The sequence below is a fragment of the Rossellomorea sp. NS-SX7 genome (assembly GCF_052828565.1).
The window spans coordinates 2,390,112-2,411,564 of record NZ_CM128249.1 but is presented as its reverse complement, the minus strand read 5'-3'; the positions used below and the strand labels follow the sequence as shown (position 1 = coordinate 2,411,564).

The window sequence follows — 21,453 nt, the reverse complement described above, 5'->3', positions numbered from 1 at the left end:
CACATAAATACTCATAATTTCAGTGTGGGATTTTAATACCGCTAATGATTTCCGTGCAAGACTTCGCTTTCCGCGGGTAGCCCGTGAGCCTCCTCGGCTTCGCCTGCGGGAAGAAAAGCGGAAGGGCTTTGTTCAGAGGCGGGTGGCTTAAGACGAATCGGCCAGGAAGGCGTTCTTTGCCTTCTTGGTCGGTTTGGCTTATGACATGTGCCTCTAAGCCCTGTAGCTGGACAAGTCTCACATAAGCTACTCTTCCCGCAGGAGTCTTCGTCTTGCACTCCAATCAACCGCTGGAAAGAGCTATAATCCAGATTAATATACGTATAAATTAAAAAAACCGAACTGATTTGCATTCGTGGAGGCAAATCAGTTCGGTTTTTGCATAGACAAGAACACTTTTGTCCAGCTCCCCCAGCTAGAGGCTCGTGGTCATTAGATAAAAGGTCCAAAACGGCAAAAGCGCATTCTTGGACCATTCATCTAATGCTTGTCGCCTCTGGGAAATCGCCTCCGCTTTTCTTATTTATAAGCAGCTGCAAGATCCGTTTTTGGAGCTTCTTTCCGTTTAACTTCATCAATTTTGTTTACAAACATCTGAAACACTTTCCTCTTTTCATCAAGCTCTCTTATGTACTCTTTTAATTCACTATACTTTTCCTCAAACGGCTTATGATACATTTCACGGATATTCTCAATGATTTCTTCATTCACGGTAGACTGGATGACCTGCTTTGTGATCCCGTACTTATAAGAATAAACTTTCAATTCCTTCTTTACTTCGTCATAATCAGTATTGATTTGATCCAATACCTCTGAAATATCATCTTTCCATTCATCCAATGATTTTGCTAAATAATCCTCCATAATTGCCTCCCCTTTGTAAAAGACTTGATTGGCCCTCATCCCATTATAACGAAGGTTGTTTACATGCCTTTTTCTGAAACATTACATTGTCTTATCAAACTCGTAGCTCTTCTGCTGAAGGCATTTAGCTGGATGCTTTCAATCGGGATTGTTTTATATGTTTACCAATTTTTATTTTTCAACTTGTATAAAATGGGTAGCTCTACAAAAACTAGGGTTAATGTTAATTGAAGATATGGAGGGTAAAGCATGATGAATAGTCGCATCAAATGGATATGTACATCTGTTGTCATGGTGCTTGTTTGTTCTCTTATGATGATTTCATCTGAAGGAGAGAAAGCGGACGCTTTTACAAATCAAGTCATTCAGCATGGAGCTACAGGTGAAGATGTCATCGAACTTCAATCAAGGCTTCAGTATATTGGTTACTATAATGGGAAAATCGATGGGGTTTTCGGCTGGGGAACCTATTGGGCATTAAGAAATTTCCAATATGAGTTCGGCCTGCCAATCGATGGGTTAGCAGGTCCAAAGACAAAAGAAAAATTAGTGAGTGCTTCTAAGTATAATAAGCAATTTGTAAAAGAACAGATTCAAAAAGGAAAAAAATTCAGCCATTATGGCGGTACTGATTTAAGCAAACAGAAAGGAGCAGGCGGCGGAGGCGGCGGTAAGCAAGCACAGCCACCGAAGAAGACACCTTCCAAACCTACAGCTGCCAACACTCCAAATGGATTCTCGCAAAATGATATACAAATCATGGCAAATGCCGTTTACGGTGAAGCAAGGGGTGAACCATACGAGGGACAGGTGGCTGTGGCCGCGGTCATTTTAAATCGCATCGACAGTGCGTCATTTCCGAATACTGCTGCAGGAGTCATCTTTGAGCCGGGTGCATTTACGGCGGTTGCGGATGGGCAGATTTACTTAACTCCGAATGAAAAGGCTCGAGAAGCGGTATTGGATGCAATAAACGGATGGGATCCATCTTCCAATGCACTGTATTATTTCAACCCTGTCACTGCAACAAGTGATTGGATTTGGTCAAGGCCGCAGATTAAACAGATTGGGAAACATATATTCTGTAATTAACGAGGTGAAGGATATTGGTACGTAGTATATTAATAGCTGTACTCGTCATCGGAGTCGCAGGAACGGCCTTTTGGGGGTATCAGGAACATCAGGAGAAAAATGCAATCCTGATCAACGCAGAAAATAATTATCAGCGTGCATTTCATGAGTTGACTTATCAAGTGGATCTTCTTCACGATAAGATAGGCACCACCCTTGCAATGAATTCAAAGAAGTCATTATCACCGGCACTTGCGGATGTTTGGCGTCTGACTTCCCAGGCACACAGTGATGTAGGGCAATTACCGTTAACATTGCTGCCATTCAATAAAACCGAGGAATTCTTGAGTAAAATTGGAGATTTCAGTTATCGTGTAGCGGTAAGGGACTTGGACGACAAGCCTCTTACGGATAAAGAATACACTTCACTGGAAAATCTTTATAAGCAAAGTGCGGATATCCAGGAAGAATTAAGGCGGGTCCAGCATCTGGTCATCAAGAATAATCTCCGCTGGATGGATGTTGAGATGGCTCTTGCTTCTGGTAAAGAAAAAGCCGACAATACCATCATCGATGGATTTAAGACCGTGGAGAAAAATGTGACAGGCTATGATGAAGCGAGTTTCGGAACGACGACCTTTGTAAATAGTCAAAAAAGAGATGAAAACTTCAAAAAACTAAAGGGCGAACAGATCTCTAAAGAAGATGCTGTCGCGATTTTAAGAAAATATTCTGGAATTGATAAATCGAAGGATGCAAAAGTGGCGGAGAGCGGCAAGGGATCCAACTTTAAATTCTATAGTGTTTCAATCGGGAACGGTAAGACAGAAGCAAGTATGGATCTCACTCAAAAAGGCGGATATCCTATTTGGTATATCAATAATCGTGAAGTAAAAGAAAGTAAAATCAGCCTGAACAAAGCTGCTGATCAAGCAACAAAATTCCTGAAAGACAATAAGTTCGAGAAGTTGGAGTTGTTTGAAAGTGTCCAATACGACAACATAGGTATATTCACCTATGTGACGGTCCTTGATGGTGTGCGGATTTACCCGGATTCAATCAAAGTTAAAGTCGCGCTCGATAATGGTCAAATCGTAGGTTTCGCTGCAGAGGAGTATTTAAGAAATAATCATGACCGTGAAGTGGCAAAACCGAGTATGTCTCTGGAAGATGCGAAAAGTGAGACAAACCCTAATTTGAAAGTTATGGAAGAAAGACAAGCTATAATCGTAAATGACTTGAATGAAGAAGTGTTATGTTATGAATTCTTAGGTATGCTGGGCAATGACACTTATAGAATTTTCATCAATGCCAATACAGGTGAAGAAGAAAAAGTGGAAAAACTCAAAAATGCAGAACCGATTTATGAAGAAGTCGTATAGAATATGACAGGACGATATCTTGGAAAAAGATATCGTCTTTTTTTTACCCCCATGATGCAGGTAACTCCTTGAATGTTAAGTAGATCTGGCTGTTGATTGTCGGGCATGGCTTTGACACCTGCCCGGTTATTAAGAATACGGTTCCTTCAACGACTGTATCCTTGTTAGGATTATTAACAAAAAAAGTATGGAAAGGAAGTATTTTACGTGACATAATAAAGGTAAATAAGCAACTGAAGCGGGAAAGTGAGAGTAATGTGCAATGATCAAAGCCGGAATAACACTGCAACTGGAACCTATTCATAACGATACACCAGAAATATACCGCTGCAGGGTAGTGGAAGCAGGAAATAACGGGATTTATATAGATTATCCAATACATACGAAAACAGGCAAAACCGTTTTTTTGATAAACGGCACCCAGCTTAAAGCAAGTTTCATTCATAATGAACAAACAGTGCTTATGTTTGAGACGGAAGTACTAAGCAGAAAAATCGCAAAAATCCCCATGATCCATATTCACTACCCCGGGGAGGAAGAGCTGGTTAAAATCCAAAGAAGACAGTTTGTTCGTGTCGATGCTAATGCGGATATCTCTCTTTATTCCGACAATCAGTATCATCCCACTATTACAGAGGATATCAGCGCCGGAGGGTGTGCTGTATTATTAAATGATGGGATGAATATCAAACGGGGCGCACGCATCGCTATGATTATCGTCCTGACCATGCAAACAGGGGAATGTAACTACCTGGAATTATCAGGGAGTATCATTCGGGTGTGGGAAAGGAATAAGAAAAAAATCGCAAGTATCCAATTCCTCAACTTAACAGAAACACAGCGTCAGCTTATCATGCGCTATTGCTTCGAAAGACAATTGGAATTAAGAAAAAAAGGACTGCTTGAATAAAATTCCACCATATGCACATACTCTTTCTTGATGGCTTTTCTCCAAAAGATCGCTGCTTTTCGACCGGACACAGATTGGAGATCGGAGTACCCATGTGCCGTCAGCTTCTTGCCGGTAAACATATGGAAAAGAGCCTCTTCAATTAATTGGAAAGAGTGAAGCCAATGAAAGCTGTGGAGCGGATATTATTAAAGCTCGTCATGATTCATTTTATTTTACTGCTGGCTGTTCAGTTTGTTTTTCATGAACTTAATATACTGCCGGAACTTCATAAGATCATATTTTATGAAGGAGTGGAAAAGATGGAATATAGTGAAATAGTGGAAACCATATCAGGAAATCGAAGCAGGTGAATCAAGCCTGCTGTTTTTTTTGTTGGTTAATAGATATGTAAGCGCTTCAAAGAGAAAGTTCTTATTATGTTTGTTCGTTTTTATGATAGAATAGGGAAGAAATTATAAGGAATTTAAGTAGGTGGATGTTTTGATGAAATTAAGGATTGCCATTGACGGACCTGCGGCAGCGGGGAAGAGTACCGTCGCCAAGATTGTAGCAGGAAAGTTATCCTATCTTTATATTGATACAGGAGCCATGTACCGTTCTCTGACTTTTAAAGCATTGAAGTCGGAAGTGGATTTGCATGATCAAACAAAATTGACAAAACTGTTGGAAACGACAAAAATCGAGTTGGAACCTTCAGAAAAAGGTCAGCTGGTTCTCCTCGACGGGGAGAATGTAACAGATGAAATCCGTCAGTCCGAAGTGACAAATTCAGTGTCACATGTAGCGGTCCATTCGCTTGTCAGAGAGGAAATGGTGAAAAGACAGCAAAAACTGGCCAGTGAAGGCGGCGTGGTGATGGATGGAAGGGATATTGGCACACATGTCATCCCGGATGCCGAAGTCAAGGTTTTCTTATTGGCAAGTGTTGAAGAACGAGCTCAGAGAAGACATGAAGAAAATATGTCAAAAGGGTTCCCTTCGGATCTCGAAAAATTAAAAGAAGAAATCGCACTTAGGGATAAAATTGATTCTGAACGGGAAGTCGCTCCTTTGAAAAAAGCAGAAGATGCCATTGAAATCGATACGACATCCTTATCCATTTCAGAAGTCGTTGACCGCATTATGTCTCTAGTGGAAAGGAAAGGGTAACGTGAATCTATATTCATTTGCGAAAGGATTAGTAAAGTCGATTCTTTCTCCGCTTTACCGCATTGAGGTTTCCGGATTGGAGCATTTTCCAAAAGAGGGCGGAGTGCTTCTGTGTGCCAACCATATTGACAACCTGGATCCTCCCGTTGTGGGGATCACAGCCCCAAGGCCAGTTTCTTTCATGGCGAAAGATGAATTGTTCAAGGTGCCGATTTTAGGGAAGATCCTGCCTGGGCTTCATGCCTTTCCTGTAAAGAGGGGCATGAGCGATCGTGAAGCTTTGCGAAAAGGGTTGAAAGTGTTGAATGAAGGAAATGTTTTAGGATTGTTTCCTGAGGGTACTAGGAGTAAAACAGGGCAGATCGGCAAGGGCCTTGCAGGTGCCGGATTCTTTGCTTTGAGATCTGAAGCAAAAGTTGTGCCGTGCGCCATCATTGGGCCATATAAGCCATTCAAGAAGTTAAAAGTGGTATATGGGCCGCCTGTTCCGATGGAAGAAATAAAAGAACAGAAACTCAATGCAGAGAAAACGACCGAAATCATCATGGAGCATATTGTCAGACTTACGAAATGATATAATGATGGACAGGACTTTCTTGCTTGACAAATAGTTCTATTTATTAGAAGTTAGTAGAAAGAATAATTTATTTAAATTGTGTAAAAATTCACAAAATAAAATTTTTGCAGTCATGGATTAAGGAGGAGTACATAATGGAAGACATGAATGGAATTGAAGTGAAAAATCTCGAGATTGGTGAAAAAGTTAAAGGAACCGTCACTAAGGTCGAAGAGAAACAAGTCCTAGTTGATGTTCAAGATAGTAAAGTGGATGGCATCATTCCAATTAGTGAACTCTCAAGCCTTCACATCGAAAAAGCTTCCGACGTAGTGAATGAAGGGGATGTACTGGAGTTAATCGTGACAAAAGTGGAAGAAGAACTGCTTGTTCTTTCAAAGCGTAAAGTCGATGCCGAGAAAGCATGGGAAGAAATGAAGAGCCGTTTCGAGAATGGAGACGTTTTTGAAGCGGAAGTGAAAGACGTGGTAAAAGGCGGTCTTGTAGTGGATCTTGGAGTGAGAGGGTTTGTACCTGCATCACTGGTTGAAGATTATTATGTCGAAGATTTCTCTGACTACAAGGATAAGGTGCTTACATTTAAGATTGTTGAGCTGGATCAGGAGAAGAACCGTTTGATCCTTTCTCACCGCGCTGTTGTGGAAGCTGAAAAACAACAACAGAAGAAACAGCTTTTGACTGATATCGAATCAGGTGCCGTTCTTGAAGGTACTGTTCAACGGATCACTGATTTTGGTGCATTCGTCGACATTGGCGGAGTAGATGGGCTGGTCCATATTTCTCAACTGTCCCATGAGCATGTCGAAAAGCCTTCCGACGTGGTGTCCGAAGGACAGAAAGTCCAAGTCAAGGTATTGAGTGTCGACCGCGATAACGAAAGAATTTCATTATCAATCAAAGAGACACTGCCTGGACCTTGGAGCGACATTTCTGACAAAGCCCCTAAAGGAAGCGTGTTAGATGGAGTCGTTAAACGATTGGTATCATATGGAGCATTTGTAGAGGTTTTCCCTGGAGTCGAGGGATTGGTACACATCTCTCAAATTTCACACAAGCATATCGGTACACCGCATGAAGTATTAAAAGAAGACCAATCGGTTAAAGTAAAAGTATTGGATGTAAATGAATCTGAACAACGTCTTTCTTTAAGCATTAAAGCATTGGAAGAGAAGGAAGAAGAAGTGACAGATTATGAAATGCCGGAAGAAAATACAGGATTCCAATTAGGTGAAATGATTGGAGATAAATTAAAAGATCTTAAATAAAAATGGTGATGGACTGTGACAAGAGCTCAACGAAAACGGGATCATATTAATTTCGCCCTTTCAACAGGGCAACAGGAAAAGGCCGGCTTTGAAGATGTGAAGTTTGTACATCAAAGTCTTCCAGATTCAGCACTAGATGATACCGGGCTTCAGTCCCGAATTGGCGAACTTTTATTAAGTTCGCCAATTTTTGTGAATGCAATGACGGGCGGGGGCGGAGATTATACCTGGAAAATCAATGGTGACTTATCTGTATTGGCACGGGAAACTGGAATTGCACTGGCTGTAGGGTCTCAGATGTCCGCTCTAAAGAGCCCTGATGAACGTAAGACATATGAAATTGTCAGAAAGAACAACCCTGATGGCATCATTTTTGCCAATCTGGGAAGTGAAGCTACTGTCCAACAGGCAATGGATGCAGTGGAAATGATTCATGCAGATGCACTGCAGATTCATCTGAATGTCATTCAGGAATTGACCATGCCGGAAGGAGACCGGGACTTCAAAGGTGCACTCGATCGAATCAATACAATCGCGGATCGCTTATCAGTCCCCGTCATTGTGAAGGAGACTGGTTTTGGTATCAGTAGAGAAACAGCACTTGCACTTTCTAAAACGCCTATCGCTGCAATAGATATAGGCGGATACGGTGGAACGAATTTCTCTAAGATAGAAAACCAGCGCAGACAAAGGATGCTGGATTATTTTGATGACTGGGGAATTCCGACTGCAGTCTCCATTGTCGAAGCCTGCTCAGTCGGTGATCTTCCTATAATGGCATCTGGAGGGATCCGGAACAGCCTTGAAATCGTTAAAGCCTTAAGTTTAGGGGCATCCTCCGTAGGCATGGCGGGGGCTATATTGAGAAGTATTGTGGATAATGGTCTGGACGTAACGATTGATGAGGTAAATGCGATTCATACTGATATGAGATATCTGATGTGTGCATTAGGGTGTAAAAAGATTGAAGATTTGCATGAAGTTTCTATGGTTTTATCAGGCGAAGTGTATCATTGGATGAAGGTTCGTGGATTGGAACCCGACAGTTTCAGTAATAGACAAAAGAGTAAATAATGCAGAAGACGGATTCCAATTGGAATCCGTCTTTTTTAATAGTATCAATTAAATAGGTGAGCGTCATAAATAACAATGCCAAATGAACCGTAAAGAAGACGATCCCAATAGAATCGCCCTCCCGGTACATGGAGCATCTTCAGTCAAATGATCTGTAATTCCTGGTTGTAACCTACTTCTGTCTTCTTCTGGACTCTTCAGGGCTTTCCATACCGGTTGCACCCTTGTTCTGGAGTTCCTGATCACGATCAGATTCAACACGTCCACTTTGTTTTAGTTTCTTTTCTTGACGATCTCTTCCCATATCAAACACCTCCTTTTCTTATCTTTTCAAGAATAAATTGAAACATGCATGAATGAATTACATAAAGATTTTCCATAATGTAGATAATAGGAGGGAATGGGGTCATGGAAGGTATCTTTTTTCTATGGGTAGCATGGGGTTTATGGATCTATACAACATTCATGATGAGAAGGAATGACAGGAATCGCTTTACGTATTCCTTTATTTTGCTGTGCATGATTTGTTTATTTCCATATCATGTCACCCTTTTTTCGTATGAGGTGTATGCGGCATATATTTTCTTAGTAGTTCTAACGTTTATTTATATCCGTCTCTTCGGTCTGAGACAAAAACTATATATGTTAATTTGTATTTTAACGATCGCGATGTCTTATGCAGGAGTCGGGATGATTGCCATTTATGATCCTGTACTCATGATCATCGAACCTCAAGTGATCGCAGCGCTTTTATCCATGAGCCTTGGCTTTATATTCTACAGCTCGATCAAGAAGATAAACGTTATGTTCCTTTCAGTGCTTGCAGGTACTATGGCTGGTGAAGTGTTATTGACCGTCACGTTGAATAAAATCGGGTTTGGTGAATCGGTAGGGGACCATCTGTTTCTGGATATGACAGCATGCATGGCGTTAATCACCATCACCTGGAAGGTCATACATGCCCTTAATGCATTGATGAGCAGCAAACTATCACCTAATAAAGGGGAAATCAAAAATTTATGAATGAGTATGTGAATCCCGTTATTTTCGGGGTGGTTGTAGGCACATTAACGAGAATCTATATGCTCCGGACAGACTATAGGCAATACCCGACGTATTTACATGGAAAAATCATACATATTGCACTGGGCTTTATTGCGGCTGGACTAGGCACGATTGCCATCCCTGCATTATTGGAAGAGAATTTCACGGCCATCACCTTTTTGACAGTGGCTGCTTCACAATTCCGTGATGTGAGAAATATGGAAAGGAACACACTGGCAGAACTTGACGCCTTTGAGCTTGTACCACGGGGGGCGACCTATATTGAGGGGATTGCAGTGGCATTTGAAAGCAGAAACTATCTGGTGATTTTCACATCATTAATCGCTACTTTGGCTTATATCGTTTTTAACTTTTATGCTGCAGTGGGAGTCAGTATCATATGCATGATCGCAGCTCATAAATTGATGGCAGGAGGCAAGCTCAAAGATATTGTTGATATCGAGTTTGTCCAGCCTCATTTTAAGGATGCCGGACTTTATGTGGATAATATTTATATCATGAACATCGGCCTGAAAGTAAGGCAGGAAGAGATATTAAACTATGGAATGGGATTTGTCCTATCACCTAAATCATTCGATGCCAGGTCAACGATTGCGAATCTCGGCCAAAGGCAGGCCATACTGCATGATGTGTCTACTTCTTTAGGGATATTTAAAGATTCCGGTACCCCTGCTCTTACTCCCCTTGCAAAAAGAGACCTGGATGATGGAAGGGTGGCGGTGTTTGTACTGCCTCAACGAAAAGACGTGGAGAAAGCCATCGCGATTCTCGGTCAGGTGCCTACATTGGAAAATGCTATAAGGATGCCATCTGAATCAAAAGCCATTCAAAAGGGGAGTAAAGCAGATTGAGTACGACTATCCAAAAATTCATTTTAGCGGCTGTCACTACTTCACCTGAAAGAGTACCCAGCGGAACAGCGGTGTTTCATTGCAAAACAGAAGAAGAGTTGCAGAAAATCTGTGCGAACCTGGAAGCAATCTTAGACGGGATTGCACACGAATTGGATCCCGGGCTGTTCATCATAGTGAAACATTGATTGCCAGTTCATTCTTTTACTGATAAAATACTAAAGTTAGGGGGACTGACCCATAAGGGAAAATGCAGCTTATGGGCCAGTCTTTATTATTGATGAGTAAGTAGTTGAAACAGTGGAAATGAAAAGGCTTAACGGAAAATACTGAACCATAAGCTTCTTCAAGAAAGGGTGAAAAAAGTGTCTAAACCAGTTGTTGCAATCGTAGGGCGTCCCAATGTTGGTAAGTCCACGATTTTTAATAGGATTGTCGGAGAAAGAATATCGATTGTTGAAGATGTTCCCGGAGTTACAAGAGATCGTATATACAGCTCAGCAGAGTGGCTGACTCATGAGTTCAATATAATTGATACGGGTGGAATTGAATTAGGAAATGAACCGTTCCTTGATCAAATCAGACAACAGGCGGAAATTGCGATCGATGAAGCCGATGTCATTATTTTCCTTACGAATGGACGTGAGGGGGTTACCGCTGCTGATGAAATCGTAGCCAAAATTCTTTATCGATCCAACAAACCTGTAGTGCTAGGGGTAAATAAAATCGATAACCCTGAGATGAGAGAAATGGTATATGATTTCTACTCACTTGGATTCGGCGAGCCGTTTCCGATTTCAGGCTCACACGGACTTGGCCTCGGGGATTTGCTCGATGAAGCTGCTAAGCATTTTAAAAACAGAGATGATGAACAATACGGTGAAGAGGTCATTAAGTTTTCATTGATCGGACGCCCGAATGTGGGTAAATCATCCCTGGTGAATGCATTGCTGGGGGAAGATCGCGTCATTGTCAGTAATGTGGCCGGCACAACCCGTGATGCGATTGATTCTTCATACACATATGATGGACAAGAATATGTCATCATTGATACGGCCGGAATGAGAAAGAAAGGTAAAGTGTATGAAACAACTGAAAAATACAGTGTGCTAAGAGCTCTTAGAGCCATTGAACGTTCCGACGTTGTGTTGGTTGTAATCGACGGTGAAGAGGGAATCATCGAACAGGACAAGAAGATTGCAGGGTATGCACATGATGCAGGACGTGCAGTCGTTATCGTCGTCAATAAGTGGGATGCTGTTGAAAAAGATGAGAAAACCATGAATAAATGGGAACAGAATATTCGTGATCATTTTCAATTCCTTGACTATGCACCGATCATATTCCTGTCGGCCAAAACGAAGAAGAGAATCCATACGCTGCTCCCTGTCATCAATATGGCGAGTGAAAACCATGCATTGCGTGTTCAATCCAGTGTCCTGAATGAAGTAGTGATGGATGCTGTAGCAATGAATCCAACTCCTACAGATAACGGAAAGAGACTCCGGATCTACTATGCAACTCAGGTAGCTGTGAAGCCTCCGACTTTTGTTATTTTTGTGAATGACCCTGAATTAATGCATTTTTCATATGAACGATTCTTGGAAAATAGAATCCGTGATGCATTTGGATTTGAAGGGACTCCTATTCGTATTATCGCTCGTGCCAGAAAATAATAAGGTAGGTGTATCAAATGAAAAACTCTAAAAAAGTGACGGTCATCGGTGCAGGAAGCTGGGGGACGGCTCTTGCCATGGTATTGGCAGACAACGGTCTCGAAGTCAGGCTGTGGGGACATAAAAGTGATCAAATACAGGAAATCAATGAACATCATACCAATCAAAAGTATTTAAAGGATGTAAAGCTTCCTGAAGGCATCATCGGTTTTTCTGATATGAAGCAATCACTTGAAGAGGTTGAGACAATTATTTTAGCGGTTCCAACCAAAGCGATCAGGCAGGTGCTGGGCCAGATTCAAGAGGTGCAGAGCACTCCATTGACGGTTGTGCATGTAAGTAAGGGAATTGAACCCGACAGCCTGCTGAGGATTTCAGAAATCATCGAGGATGAAATGAATCCCGAGAATCTTCGCTCTGTCGTCGTCCTGTCTGGACCAAGTCATGCGGAGGAAGTAAGTTTGAGGCACCCGACGACCGTAACGGTATCATCTAAAGATATGAAGTACGCAGAAGAGGTACAGGATCTTTTTATGAACCAGAATTTCAGGGTTTACACGAATCCCGATATGCTTGGTGTTGAAATTGGAGGCGCATTGAAGAACATCATCGCTCTTGCTGCCGGCATCACTGACGGTTTGGGGTATGGGGATAACGCAAAGGCAGCTCTCATTACGAGGGGGCTTGCTGAAATTGCCCGTTTAGGCACCAAAATGGGTGCTAACCCGTTGACATTTTCCGGCTTGACAGGCATCGGGGACCTGATTGTCACTTGTACAAGTGTCCATTCAAGAAATTGGAGAGCGGGGAATATGCTTGGAAAAGGGCATAAACTCCAAGAAGTACTTGATAATATGGGTATGGTGGTAGAAGGTGTCCGGACAACGAAAGCAGGTCATCAGCTTGCCGGGAAATATGAAGTGAAGATGCCGATCACAAATGCACTCTACGACGTTTTATTCAATGATGTGGATGCTAAAGAAGCAGTGGATCATTTGATGTCCCGGGGAAAGACAAATGAAATGGAAGATTTAGTGAATATATTAGGCGAACGATCCTAGTTCCATAAAAATCATACAATTATAGGCATTAGAGGATGCGAAAGGCTCCGCCTGTGCATACACTGTGATGAATATATACAGCTTTGCCTATGGATGGGTAGGTCTCTTTCAGTCATCAGAGCAACTTAAGAATCCCGATCGATCATTTGAAGGTCCGGGATTCTTGGGTCGCTCTTCTTTTATGCGTTCGCACAACTCTTTCTTACATTTTATTGAACAAGAGTCGATTTGGATTTGACATGTGATATAATACATTCGATAACAGGAGGGATGAACCATGACTTCTATGATGAAAATGTGGATATCGTTTGCATCGATGGGTTTTATGTTTCTTGCAATACTGATGATTTATTTCAGCCGCTATAAAATCAAACAAAAGTTCATTCGTTTTATTACTGCTTTTATGGCATACATACTGATGATCGCAGGCGGCCTCATGATGATTTATATCGTCTTCAGCGGTCCGACTTATTAAGAAGCGAAAGGAAGTTTTGCAGATTGAAACGTGTTTCTTTAACCGGAATACTCCTTATATTGACTATGACCATACTATCCGGATGTCTTTATCCTGAGGAGAATCTCAGTCAGAATCAAATTCCTTATGACAACCAGGTGAAAGCTGTCCAAGAAGCGGTAGAACAATACCAAAATGATAATAACGGTCTGCTTCCGATCAAGACAAGGGATAAAGATACACCGATTTATCAAAAATATCCGGTCGACTTCAGAAAGATAGCACCTCAGTATTTATCTGAGATACCAGGAAATGCATTCGAAAACGGCGGGATTTTTCAGTATGTCTTAATGGATGTAGAGGATAATCCGACCGTGAAGATATTTGATCTCCGGATGGCTGAAAAAATAAGGGAAATCAAAATAAGGATCAAAGCTCAAGGCTACCCTCCTTTTAAAGAACAGGTAGCTCACAATGTATACAAATTAAACTATGAGAAGATAGGATTGGATGGAGAAGTTTATGTGGACAGCCCCTATTCCAACAAAAAGCTTCCACTTGTGATAAACGGCAGCGGAGAGATCTTTGTAGACTATTCGATGGATCTGTATGAAAAGCTCCAATCTACCGGTCAAACCATTGAACAAGGGGAAGACATTCGTTCGTTACTGACTGAGGACTCGGTGTTTGTTCCAGCATATTCCCTTCCTTATACGATTGACGAAAAGAAAGAACCCGTCTTTATGACAAAATAGGCATAACCCTTTTCTTGCAAAATATATTGTAGGAGAAGGGTTATTATTTTATGTCATCCTTTATAGGGAGCTTTCATCAAATTCAATTGAACATAATTGCTGCGACATAATAAATTCAATTTATAGTCATAAGGAGGTAAAAAAATCATATTAATAGTCATAAGTCATTAGGACAACATCATAAATATAAAATGTGAGGCAGAATACACGGATGAAACATCCCTGGAATATAAGATGGGAGGGAATCTCTTGGAAAGAGTCGATCTATTCAAAGACATTGCTGAAAGAACTGGCGGAGATATTTATTTAGGTGTGGTGGGAGCAGTAAGAACAGGTAAATCAACCTTCATCAAGAAGTTTATGGAGCTTGTTGTCCTTCCTAATATTGCAAGTGAGTCAGAACGGGCCAGAGCACAGGATGAACTGCCGCAAAGTGCTGCAGGAAAAACGATCATGACAACAGAACCTAAATTCGTCCCTAACCAGGCAATATCGGTGCATGTGGACGAGGGGTTGGATGTGAATGTGAGATTAGTAGACTGCGTCGGCTACACAGTACCTGGTGCGAAGGGATATGAGGATGAGAATGGTCCTAGGATGATCAATACCCCTTGGTATGAAGAGCCGATTCCATTTCATGAGGCAGCTGAAATCGGCACCAGGAAAGTGATTCAGGAGCATTCCACGATCGGTGTGGTGGTCACGACGGATGGATCGATCGGGGAAATTGGAAGAAGTGACTATATTGAAGCAGAAGAAAGAGTCATCGAGGAGTTAAAGGAAGTTGGGAAACCATTTATCATGGTCATCAACTCCGCGAGGCCACATGCCACAGAAACCGAAGAACTGAGAGTGAAGCTTCAGGAGAAATATGATATCCCGGTTCTTGCAATGAGTGTGGAAAGTATGAGGGATTCAGATGTGCTGAATGTACTGCGTGAAGCATTATTCGAATTCCCGGTACTTGAAGTGAATGTGAATTTACCAAGCTGGGTCATGGTATTAAAAGAAGAACATTGGCTGCGCCAGAATTATCAGGAAGCTGTTAAAGAAACTGTCAAGGATATCAAGAGGCTACGGGACGTAGACCGCGTCGTTCACTACTTCAGTGAGTTTGAGCATATTGAAAGAGCGGGTCTCGCAGGTATCGATATGGGGCAGGGGATTGCAGAAATCGATTTATATGCCCCGGATGAACTTTATGATGAAGTGTTAAAAGAAATCGTAGGTGTGGAAATACGGGGCAAGGATCACTTGCTTGAACTTATGCAGGATTTTGCTCATGCAAAAGCAGAATATGACCAGATTTCAGACGCACTCCGAATGGTGAAACAGACAGGATACGGGATCGCGGCACCGTCACTTAATGACATGAGCCTGGATGAGCCGGAAATCATCCGTCAGGGATCCAGATTCGGGGTTAGCCTGAAAGCAGTCGCTCCTTCGATCCATATGATCAAGGTGGATGTACAATCCAAGTTCGAACCGATCATCGGTACGGAAAAGCAAAGCGAAGAACTGGTACGCTATCTGATGCAGGATTTCGAAGATGATCCGCTGTCGATTTGGAATTCGGATATCTTTGGAAGAAGCTTGAGCTCCATTGTAAGAGAAGGCATCTCGGCCAAACTGTCCTTAATGCCTGAAAATGCAAGATATAAATTAAAAGACACACTTGAACGAATCATCAATGAAGGCTCCGGCGGATTGATCGCTATTATCCTATAAACTTTTTTGGACTCTCTTAGGAGGGTCTTTTTTTTGTATGGATAGTTTTTAAATACAATAGGGGATTTAAGATGGAAGGTAACTTGTGATGTTGGAACTCGATTGATTAGTGGTAACAAAATTGACACCACGGAGTGGATTGTAGCGGAAGGCATTTGACTCCGACGGGAAATAGAGTAAAAGTCGAGACTTGTCTAGCTCCGGCGGTTAGCCCCTCGAGGTCATAAGCTAAATGGGCCAAGAAGGCCAAGAGCGCCTTCCCGGCCCATTCATCTTATGCTTGTCGGGGCTGTGCGAACCGCCTCCGCTTTTCTATCCCGCAGGCAGAACGCCGAGGAGGCTCGACTTCCTCCCCGGGGAATCTTGTGCCTGCAGCGGAAAGGAACGGTCCTGGTACTAGCCTCCATCTATAAAAAATTCTTAATTCAATTTTTAGTGACAATGTTTAACCACTTGAAAGAATGGGAACTGTTTAAGAGCAATGGGGATGATGAAACGCTTACATCAGGAAGAAACACTTGAAGAAATAGCAATATAAAGGGAAAAAGAGGAGATTCTATTACATTTATGTATCAAATAAGAAAAGATTCCCATTATTTCTTGATTTATTCTTGCTAAGCCCATTCTATTGTGATAATCTTTTAACAGAATTGTTGTTGAATATTGATTCAGCAACGTTTTCAAGCGATTTTTCTATACTTTATGTATAGAATCCGCTAAAGTTGTTTACTAATGATATTAAAGTAAATGAATCATGACTGAGACATTTCCTTGGGAGGAGGTGAATGGCATGAACAAGACAGAACTAATCAATGCTGTTGCAGAAGCTGCTGAGCTATCTAAGAAGGACGCTACTAAAGCGGTTGACGCTGTTTTCGATACAATTCAAGAATCACTAGCAAACGGTGATAAAGTACAATTAATCGGATTCGGTAACTTCGAAGTACGTGAGCGTGCAGCCCGTAAAGGTCGCAACCCACAAACAGGTGAAGAGATCGAAATCTCAGCTAGCAAAGTACCTGCTTTCAAACCAGGTAAAGCGCTTAAAGAAGCTGTAAAATAATTACATACTTTGAGCGTTAGGAAAAGACCGCATTTTATGCGGTCTTTTTTTCTTTTTGTGTAAAAGGCAGTTTTGACTAGTATGGACATAATCATTAAGATTATGTTTTAAAACTCAAATGGATTTCTGAATTTTATTAACTTCTAAAACACTAGGCTTTGATGACTTTATTGGCTTATGCTAATATTAACAATGTTAGTTTATTTCTTTAAGTGATAGTAGGAGGACAACATTATGGCAGAAGTCAATCACAGCCAAATAGAAGAAGCAGTGCGTTTAATACTTGAAGCAATAGGAGAAAATCCTAATAGAGAAGGACTTTTGGATACACCTAAACGCGTGGCAAAGATGTATGCAGAAGTGTTTTCTGGAATAGATCATGATCCTAAAGAATATTTTGAAACCATTTTCAGTGAAGAACACGAAGAACTGGTCCTTGTCAAAGATATTCCTTTTTATTCAATGTGTGAGCATCACCTCGTCCCATTCTATGGTAAGGCACATGTCGCATATATACCCCGGAATGGAAGAGTGACCGGCCTTAGCAAGCTGGCAAGAGCCGTAGAATCTGTTGCGAGAAGACCGCAGCTTCAGGAGCGAATCACTTCAACGGTAGCTGAATCCATTATGGAAACACTTGAACCGTATGGTGTGATGGTAGTTGTGGAGGCAGAACATATGTGCATGACAATGAGAGGGGTAAAGAAACCTGGCTCAAGTACAGTGACGACTGCGGTACGCGGGACATTCAAAGAGGATTCACAAGCGCGGAACGAAGTGCTTTCATTTATAAAGAAGTAAAAGTACAGGAGTTGGTCTAATGAATTCAAATGATTATGTAGTCATTAAGGCTGCAGAAGACGGTGTTAACGTAATTGGTCTTACTCGAGGTACCGATACCCGCTTTCATCATTCGGAAAAACTGGATAAAGGTGAAGTGATGATTGCCCAATTCACCGATCATACTTCTGCCATCAAGGTGAGAGGGAAGGCTACGATTCTGACCAGTTATGGTGAGATGGAAAGTGAAAACAAAAAATAGGATCCGACACGCGGGACGAACCAAGAACCATCATTCTTAGTCGTCCCCTTTGTTATATGGGAGTCGACCATTATCCGGACCACTTACATGTGCTGAAGATCTAATCCACTAGTACATCGAAGAGTGCAGGGGATAGTCGATGATTCCCTATTAATGAAAGTTTTATGGTATAATATTCTTTGCTGAAATTTATCGTGTGAAACATAGTAGAAATGGGGAAATAGGGTATGAAATTCACTGATTACACTCATCAAGCGGATATCATTCATCAATACATAGAAGAGCAGCTGTACCACTCTTATCTTAAGAAGTATATCGATCAGCCGTATATTGATCGTAATCGCATCAGCTATCTGCTTCTTCCTTTCGTGAATGGAAAGCGGATGCTCACACAACAGGAAATGAAGTGGATTTCTACTGCTATGTTTTTACATGTTGCCCTTGAGACCCACGAAAAGGTAACGGTTTCTGAACAGGATTCTCTGAAAGAAAGACAGTTAACTGTGCTTGCAGGAGTATATTTTAGCAGTCTCTATTATAAAACGCTTGCAGATACAGAGGATGTAGCTCTGATCGAAACATTATCGAACGCAATCAAGAAAATTAATGAATGTAAGATATCGATGTACAAAGAAGAAGAGTGCAGATCAATCGAAGAATTAATGGAAAATGTAAGGATCATCGAAACGTCAATCTTTGCACATTTCTATGAATTTTTTCATGTGAAAGACTGGGTTCCTCTTCTTTCAGACGCCTTTTTATACAATAGACTCTCACAAGAACGCCTTGCACTCATGAATTCTCAGGATACCATCTTCACCAATGCTCTTGTGTCTGTTTTGAAACACTCAAATGGGCAGCCGGAAGACGATCACCTGTTATCCGTCATTGATCAAACAATGGATCAGATTCATAAAGACATGGCAGTTCGGTTGGACACCAAAGATCTTGTACCCTCCGGGGTCAGAGAGATACTTATTGAATTACTTCCATTCACTGAGCCTCTTGCTACTACGAAACTATATGCGGAAGAAGGGTAATCGTTATGCAACAATCGAAAGAACAAAAAGTTCATGGCGTTTTTGAAAAGATCTACTCAAACTATGACAAAATGAACTCAGTAATCAGTTTCCAGCAGCATAAAAAATGGCGGAAAGAAACGATGAAGTATATGAGTGTGAAAGAAGGATCCGACGCCTTGGATGTTTGCTGCGGAACGGCAGATTGGACCCTTGCACTCGGTGAAGAAGTGAAGGAAAAAGGAAAAGTATTCGGGTTGGACTTCAGTCAGAATATGCTGTCAATTGGGGTAGAGAAAGTAAAAGAATCGCATTTAAACAATATTGAGCTTATTCACGGTAATGCTATGGAGCTGCCTTTTGAAGACAATACGTTCGATTATGTCACGATTGGATTTGGATTGAGGAATGTTCCGGACTACTTACAAGTATTGAAGGAAATGAACCGTGTATTGAAACCTGGCGGAATGGCTGTCTGCCTTGAAACATCGCAGCCCACCATGTTTGGTTTCAGGCAGCTTTATTATATGTATTTTAGATTTATCATGCCTGTGTTTGGAAGGATCTTTGCGAAAAGTTTTTCGGAATATTCCTGGCTGCAGGAATCCGCGAGGGACTTCCCGGGAATGAAGGAGTTGGCTGACTTGTTTAAAGAGGCTGGTTTCGAAAATGTACATTTTAAACCTTATAGCGGCGGAGTGGCTGCTATGCATGTCGGATATAAGAAATAGATACGTAAATCAGTAAACTGGGTGGATTAACTATGAAGCTAAACAGGATTTATTCCTTTTTAAAAACAGACATAGACCAAATTGAATTGGAACTTGAATCAGCAATCGAATCGGATTCACGACTCTTGAATCAAGCATCCCTTCATCTTTTGCAAGCGGGTGGAAAACGAATCCGTCCCGTTTTTGTATTGCTTTCAGCAAAATTCGGGGATTACGATATTGACAAGGTGAAAAACGCCGCAGTTGCCTTGGAACTGATTCATATGGCCTCCCTCGTCCATGATGATGTGATTGATGATGCTGAACTTAGAAGAGGGAGACCGACGATAAAGGCGCAGTGGGATAACAGGATTGCCATGTATACCGGTGATTATATCTTTGCGCGCGGACTGGAATATATGACGAATATCAAGAATCCTGAAGCTCATCAAATCCTTTCCCATACCATTGTGGAACTTTGTAAGGGTGAAATTGCTCAAATTAAAGATAAGTACCGTTACGATCAAAATCTGAGGGATTATTTATTAAGGATTAAACGAAAGACTGCACTTTTGATAGCTGTCAGTTGTCAATTGGGAGCAATTGCATCAGGAGCACCGGAGGAAGTACATAGAAGATTGTTCCGCTTTGGATACAACGTCGGGATGAGCTTTCAAATTACTGATGACATATTAGATCTTACAGCAAGCGAGGAAGAGCTAGGGAAGCCTGCAGGAAGTGATTTATGGCAGGGGAACATCACGCTCCCGATTTTATATGCGATGGAAAACCCTGATCTTAAAGCTGAAATCGAACGTGTTTCCGAAAACACTACCGCAGAAGAAATGAAAACGGTGATTTCATCGATCCTTTCCTCGGATGCAATCGAACGCTCTCATCGCGTCAGCAGGATGTATCTTGACAGAGCATTAAGAGATTTAGAGTTTTTACCCCAGAACAGGGCCAAGAAGACCTTGAAGAATATTGCGAACTTTATCGGCAAAAGAAAATATTAAGAAAATTTAAAATGGAAACGTTGCCAAAATCCCTAAACAGTGTTAATATTTTTCGTGGGACGTCCTCGGACAGACTATACATACATAATTAGGAGTGGGGAAGATGGAAAAAACGTTTTTAATGGTAAAGCCAGACGGCGTACAAAGAGGGTTAATCGGTGATATCGTGTCACGTTTCGAGAAAAAGGGCTTCCAATTAGTCGGAGCTAAGCTTATGAGCATCTCTACAGAACTTGCAGAGGAGCACTATGGTGAGCATAAAGAAAGACCTTTCTTTGGTGAACTTGTCGACTTCATTACTTCTGGTCCTGTTTTTGCTATGGTATGGCAAGGTGAAGATGTCATTTCTACAGCTCGTGGAATGATGGGTGCTACAAACCCTAAGGATGCTGCTACAGGAACAATTCGCGGTGACTTTGGTCTGACAGTTGGAAAGAATATCATCCACGGTTCGGATTCTCCAGAAAGCGCTGTAAGGGAAATCGGCTTATTCTTTAAAGAAGAAGAGCTTGTAGAATATTCAAAGCTAATGAATGAGTGGATCTACTAATCCACATTCCGAATAGAAAATATGAGAAGACAAGTCATTGTTGACTTGTCTTTTTTAAGTTTTGATGATCTCCTCAGAAATAGAAGCGAAAAACGCCATTCAGTATAACATTCGCTTTTGCCATTTTGACATTTATTATTAATAATTTCCACCTCTGTTCGATATATC

25 protein-coding genes are annotated in these 21,453 nt (G+C 41.5%); 23 read left to right on the top strand and 2 right to left on the bottom strand.

Translation table 11 applies throughout. The annotated features are described in order from the left end of the window. Positions 1 to 519 precede the first annotated feature (519 nt). Complete coding sequence (locus ACUXV2_RS12090; protein ID WP_446243456.1) at positions 520 to 864, bottom strand: hypothetical protein; 345 nt, start codon at positions 862 to 864, stop codon at positions 520 to 522. 291 nt (positions 865 to 1,155) lie between these two features. On the opposite strand from ACUXV2_RS12090, the gene sleB reads away from it, so the two are divergent. The 8 genes from sleB to fni all read left to right on the top strand — a co-directional run bounded on the left by sleB (position 1,156) and on the right by fni (position 8,295). Beyond that, complete coding sequence (sleB, locus tag ACUXV2_RS12085) at positions 1,156 to 1,956, top strand: spore cortex-lytic enzyme (RefSeq protein WP_446247062.1); 801 nt, start codon at positions 1,156 to 1,158, stop codon at positions 1,954 to 1,956. A 14-nt stretch (positions 1,957 to 1,970) separates the two neighbouring features. Next, positions 1,971 to 3,317: a germination protein YpeB gene (gene ypeB, locus ACUXV2_RS12080; protein WP_446243455.1), complete on the top strand. Its 1,347-nt coding sequence runs from the start codon at positions 1,971 to 1,973 to the stop codon at positions 3,315 to 3,317. A gap of 262 nt (positions 3,318 to 3,579) precedes the next feature. After that, positions 3,580 to 4,227 carry a flagellar brake protein gene (locus tag ACUXV2_RS12075; RefSeq protein ID WP_446243454.1) on the top strand — a complete coding sequence of 216 codons (648 nt, stop codon included), beginning with the start codon at positions 3,580 to 3,582 and terminating at the stop codon, positions 4,225 to 4,227. Positions 4,228 to 4,391: 164 nt separating this feature from the next. Next, positions 4,392 to 4,580, top strand: coding sequence for a YpfB family protein (locus ACUXV2_RS12070; RefSeq protein WP_446243453.1), 189 nt, complete (start codon positions 4,392 to 4,394; stop codon positions 4,578 to 4,580). Between the two features lie 133 nt (positions 4,581 to 4,713). Next, positions 4,714 to 5,379 carry a (d)CMP kinase gene (gene cmk, locus ACUXV2_RS12065; RefSeq protein ID WP_446243452.1) on the top strand — a complete coding sequence of 222 codons (666 nt, stop codon included), beginning with the start codon at positions 4,714 to 4,716 and terminating at the stop codon, positions 5,377 to 5,379. Between the two features lies 1 nt (position 5,380). Next, positions 5,381 to 5,953: a lysophospholipid acyltransferase family protein gene (locus ACUXV2_RS12060; protein WP_446243451.1), complete on the top strand. Its 573-nt coding sequence runs from the start codon at positions 5,381 to 5,383 to the stop codon at positions 5,951 to 5,953. A 134-nt stretch (positions 5,954 to 6,087) separates the two neighbouring features. Then, positions 6,088 to 7,221: a 30S ribosomal protein S1 gene (gene rpsA / locus ACUXV2_RS12055; RefSeq protein WP_446247061.1), complete on the top strand. Its 1,134-nt coding sequence runs from the start codon at positions 6,088 to 6,090 to the stop codon at positions 7,219 to 7,221. Between the two features lie 15 nt (positions 7,222 to 7,236). Beyond that, the gene (gene fni / locus ACUXV2_RS12050; protein ID WP_446243450.1) at positions 7,237 to 8,295 is read left to right on the top strand and encodes a type 2 isopentenyl-diphosphate Delta-isomerase; all 1,059 of its coding nucleotides are present in this window, start codon (positions 7,237 to 7,239) and stop codon (positions 8,293 to 8,295) included. A 172-nt stretch (positions 8,296 to 8,467) separates the two neighbouring features. On the opposite strand, the gene ACUXV2_RS12045 is transcribed toward fni, so the two are convergent. Continuing rightward, complete coding sequence (locus tag ACUXV2_RS12045) at positions 8,468 to 8,599, bottom strand: YpzI family protein (RefSeq protein WP_446243449.1); 132 nt, start codon at positions 8,597 to 8,599, stop codon at positions 8,468 to 8,470. Between the two features lie 104 nt (positions 8,600 to 8,703). On the opposite strand from ACUXV2_RS12045, the gene ACUXV2_RS12040 reads away from it, so the two are divergent. From ACUXV2_RS12040 to ndk, 15 genes are all read left to right on the top strand, one after another. After that, complete coding sequence (locus ACUXV2_RS12040) at positions 8,704 to 9,318, top strand: YphA family membrane protein (protein WP_446243448.1); 615 nt, start codon at positions 8,704 to 8,706, stop codon at positions 9,316 to 9,318. Beyond that, complete coding sequence (locus ACUXV2_RS12035; RefSeq protein WP_446243447.1) at positions 9,315 to 10,211, top strand: YIEGIA family protein; 897 nt, start codon at positions 9,315 to 9,317, stop codon at positions 10,209 to 10,211. The genes ACUXV2_RS12040 and ACUXV2_RS12035 overlap by 4 nt, the downstream gene beginning before the upstream one ends. Continuing rightward, a complete protein-coding gene (locus tag ACUXV2_RS12030; protein ID WP_175991194.1) occupies positions 10,208 to 10,399 on the top strand; it encodes a capping complex subunit for YIEGIA in 192 nt (63 codons plus the stop codon). The genes ACUXV2_RS12035 and ACUXV2_RS12030 overlap by 4 nt, the downstream gene beginning before the upstream one ends. A gap of 177 nt (positions 10,400 to 10,576) precedes the next feature. Further along, positions 10,577 to 11,887: a ribosome biogenesis GTPase Der gene (gene der, locus ACUXV2_RS12025; RefSeq protein ID WP_446243446.1), complete on the top strand. Its 1,311-nt coding sequence runs from the start codon at positions 10,577 to 10,579 to the stop codon at positions 11,885 to 11,887. A gap of 17 nt (positions 11,888 to 11,904) precedes the next feature. After that, positions 11,905 to 12,948: an NAD(P)H-dependent glycerol-3-phosphate dehydrogenase gene (locus ACUXV2_RS12020; protein WP_446243445.1), complete on the top strand. Its 1,044-nt coding sequence runs from the start codon at positions 11,905 to 11,907 to the stop codon at positions 12,946 to 12,948. A 277-nt stretch (positions 12,949 to 13,225) separates the two neighbouring features. Continuing rightward, positions 13,226 to 13,423, top strand: coding sequence for a DUF2768 domain-containing protein (locus ACUXV2_RS12015; RefSeq protein WP_175991197.1), 198 nt, complete (start codon positions 13,226 to 13,228; stop codon positions 13,421 to 13,423). Between the two features lie 23 nt (positions 13,424 to 13,446). Further along, the gene (locus tag ACUXV2_RS12010; RefSeq protein ID WP_446243444.1) at positions 13,447 to 14,157 is read left to right on the top strand and encodes a hypothetical protein; all 711 of its coding nucleotides are present in this window, start codon (positions 13,447 to 13,449) and stop codon (positions 14,155 to 14,157) included. A 249-nt stretch (positions 14,158 to 14,406) separates the two neighbouring features. Further along, a complete protein-coding gene (gene spoIVA, locus ACUXV2_RS12005; protein ID WP_446243443.1) occupies positions 14,407 to 15,885 on the top strand; it encodes a stage IV sporulation protein A in 1,479 nt (492 codons plus the stop codon). 790 nt (positions 15,886 to 16,675) lie between these two features. Next, the gene (locus tag ACUXV2_RS12000; RefSeq protein WP_032087878.1) at positions 16,676 to 16,948 is read left to right on the top strand and encodes an HU family DNA-binding protein; all 273 of its coding nucleotides are present in this window, start codon (positions 16,676 to 16,678) and stop codon (positions 16,946 to 16,948) included. Between the two features lie 234 nt (positions 16,949 to 17,182). Then, a complete protein-coding gene (gene folE, locus ACUXV2_RS11995; protein ID WP_446243442.1) occupies positions 17,183 to 17,749 on the top strand; it encodes a GTP cyclohydrolase I FolE in 567 nt (188 codons plus the stop codon). A gap of 19 nt (positions 17,750 to 17,768) precedes the next feature. Then, positions 17,769 to 17,990, top strand: coding sequence for a trp RNA-binding attenuation protein MtrB (gene mtrB / locus ACUXV2_RS11990; RefSeq protein WP_446243441.1), 222 nt, complete (start codon positions 17,769 to 17,771; stop codon positions 17,988 to 17,990). Between the two features lie 227 nt (positions 17,991 to 18,217). After that, the gene (locus ACUXV2_RS11985) at positions 18,218 to 19,030 is read left to right on the top strand and encodes a heptaprenyl diphosphate synthase component 1 (protein ID WP_446243440.1); all 813 of its coding nucleotides are present in this window, start codon (positions 18,218 to 18,220) and stop codon (positions 19,028 to 19,030) included. A gap of 5 nt (positions 19,031 to 19,035) precedes the next feature. Further along, complete coding sequence (locus tag ACUXV2_RS11980) at positions 19,036 to 19,740, top strand: demethylmenaquinone methyltransferase (RefSeq protein WP_446243439.1); 705 nt, start codon at positions 19,036 to 19,038, stop codon at positions 19,738 to 19,740. A gap of 32 nt (positions 19,741 to 19,772) precedes the next feature. Further along, on the top strand, positions 19,773 to 20,735 hold the full coding sequence (gene hepT, locus ACUXV2_RS11975) for a heptaprenyl diphosphate synthase component II (RefSeq protein WP_446243438.1): 963 nt from the start codon (positions 19,773 to 19,775) through the stop codon (positions 20,733 to 20,735). Positions 20,736 to 20,838: 103 nt separating this feature from the next. Then, a complete protein-coding gene (gene ndk / locus ACUXV2_RS11970) occupies positions 20,839 to 21,285 on the top strand; it encodes a nucleoside-diphosphate kinase (protein ID WP_446243437.1) in 447 nt (148 codons plus the stop codon). Positions 21,286 to 21,453 lie beyond the last annotated feature (168 nt).

Excerpts from the sequence above, each read along its gene's own strand:
- folE (WP_446243442.1), top strand. The coding sequence starts at position 17,183 with ATGGCAGAAGTCAATCACAGCCAAATAGAAGAAGCAGTGCGTTTAATA.
- ACUXV2_RS12020 (WP_446243445.1), top strand. The coding sequence starts at position 11,905 with ATGAAAAACTCTAAAAAAGTGACGGTCATCGGTGCAGGAAGCTGGGGG.
- sleB (WP_446247062.1), top strand. The coding sequence starts at position 1,156 with ATGGTGCTTGTTTGTTCTCTTATGATGATTTCATCTGAAGGAGAGAAA.
- ACUXV2_RS11980 (WP_446243439.1), top strand. The coding sequence starts at position 19,036 with ATGCAACAATCGAAAGAACAAAAAGTTCATGGCGTTTTTGAAAAGATC.
- ACUXV2_RS12070 (WP_446243453.1), top strand. The coding sequence starts at position 4,392 with ATGAAAGCTGTGGAGCGGATATTATTAAAGCTCGTCATGATTCATTTT.
- ACUXV2_RS12015 (WP_175991197.1), top strand. The coding sequence starts at position 13,226 with ATGACTTCTATGATGAAAATGTGGATATCGTTTGCATCGATGGGTTTT.
- ACUXV2_RS11985 (WP_446243440.1), top strand. The coding sequence starts at position 18,218 with ATGAAATTCACTGATTACACTCATCAAGCGGATATCATTCATCAATAC.
- ACUXV2_RS12090 (WP_446243456.1), bottom strand. The coding sequence starts at position 864 with ATGGAGGATTATTTAGCAAAATCATTGGATGAATGGAAAGATGATATT.
- mtrB (WP_446243441.1), top strand. The coding sequence starts at position 17,769 with ATGAATTCAAATGATTATGTAGTCATTAAGGCTGCAGAAGACGGTGTT.
- ACUXV2_RS12035 (WP_446243447.1), top strand. The coding sequence starts at position 9,315 with ATGAATGAGTATGTGAATCCCGTTATTTTCGGGGTGGTTGTAGGCACA.
- cmk (WP_446243452.1), top strand. The coding sequence starts at position 4,714 with ATGAAATTAAGGATTGCCATTGACGGACCTGCGGCAGCGGGGAAGAGT.
- hepT (WP_446243438.1), top strand. The coding sequence starts at position 19,773 with ATGAAGCTAAACAGGATTTATTCCTTTTTAAAAACAGACATAGACCAA.
- ndk (WP_446243437.1), top strand. The coding sequence starts at position 20,839 with ATGGAAAAAACGTTTTTAATGGTAAAGCCAGACGGCGTACAAAGAGGG.
- ACUXV2_RS12000 (WP_032087878.1), top strand. The coding sequence starts at position 16,676 with ATGAACAAGACAGAACTAATCAATGCTGTTGCAGAAGCTGCTGAGCTA.
- ACUXV2_RS12040 (WP_446243448.1), top strand. The coding sequence starts at position 8,704 with ATGGAAGGTATCTTTTTTCTATGGGTAGCATGGGGTTTATGGATCTAT.
- ACUXV2_RS12045 (WP_446243449.1), bottom strand. The coding sequence starts at position 8,599 with ATGGGAAGAGATCGTCAAGAAAAGAAACTAAAACAAAGTGGACGTGTT.
- ACUXV2_RS12075 (WP_446243454.1), top strand. The coding sequence starts at position 3,580 with ATGATCAAAGCCGGAATAACACTGCAACTGGAACCTATTCATAACGAT.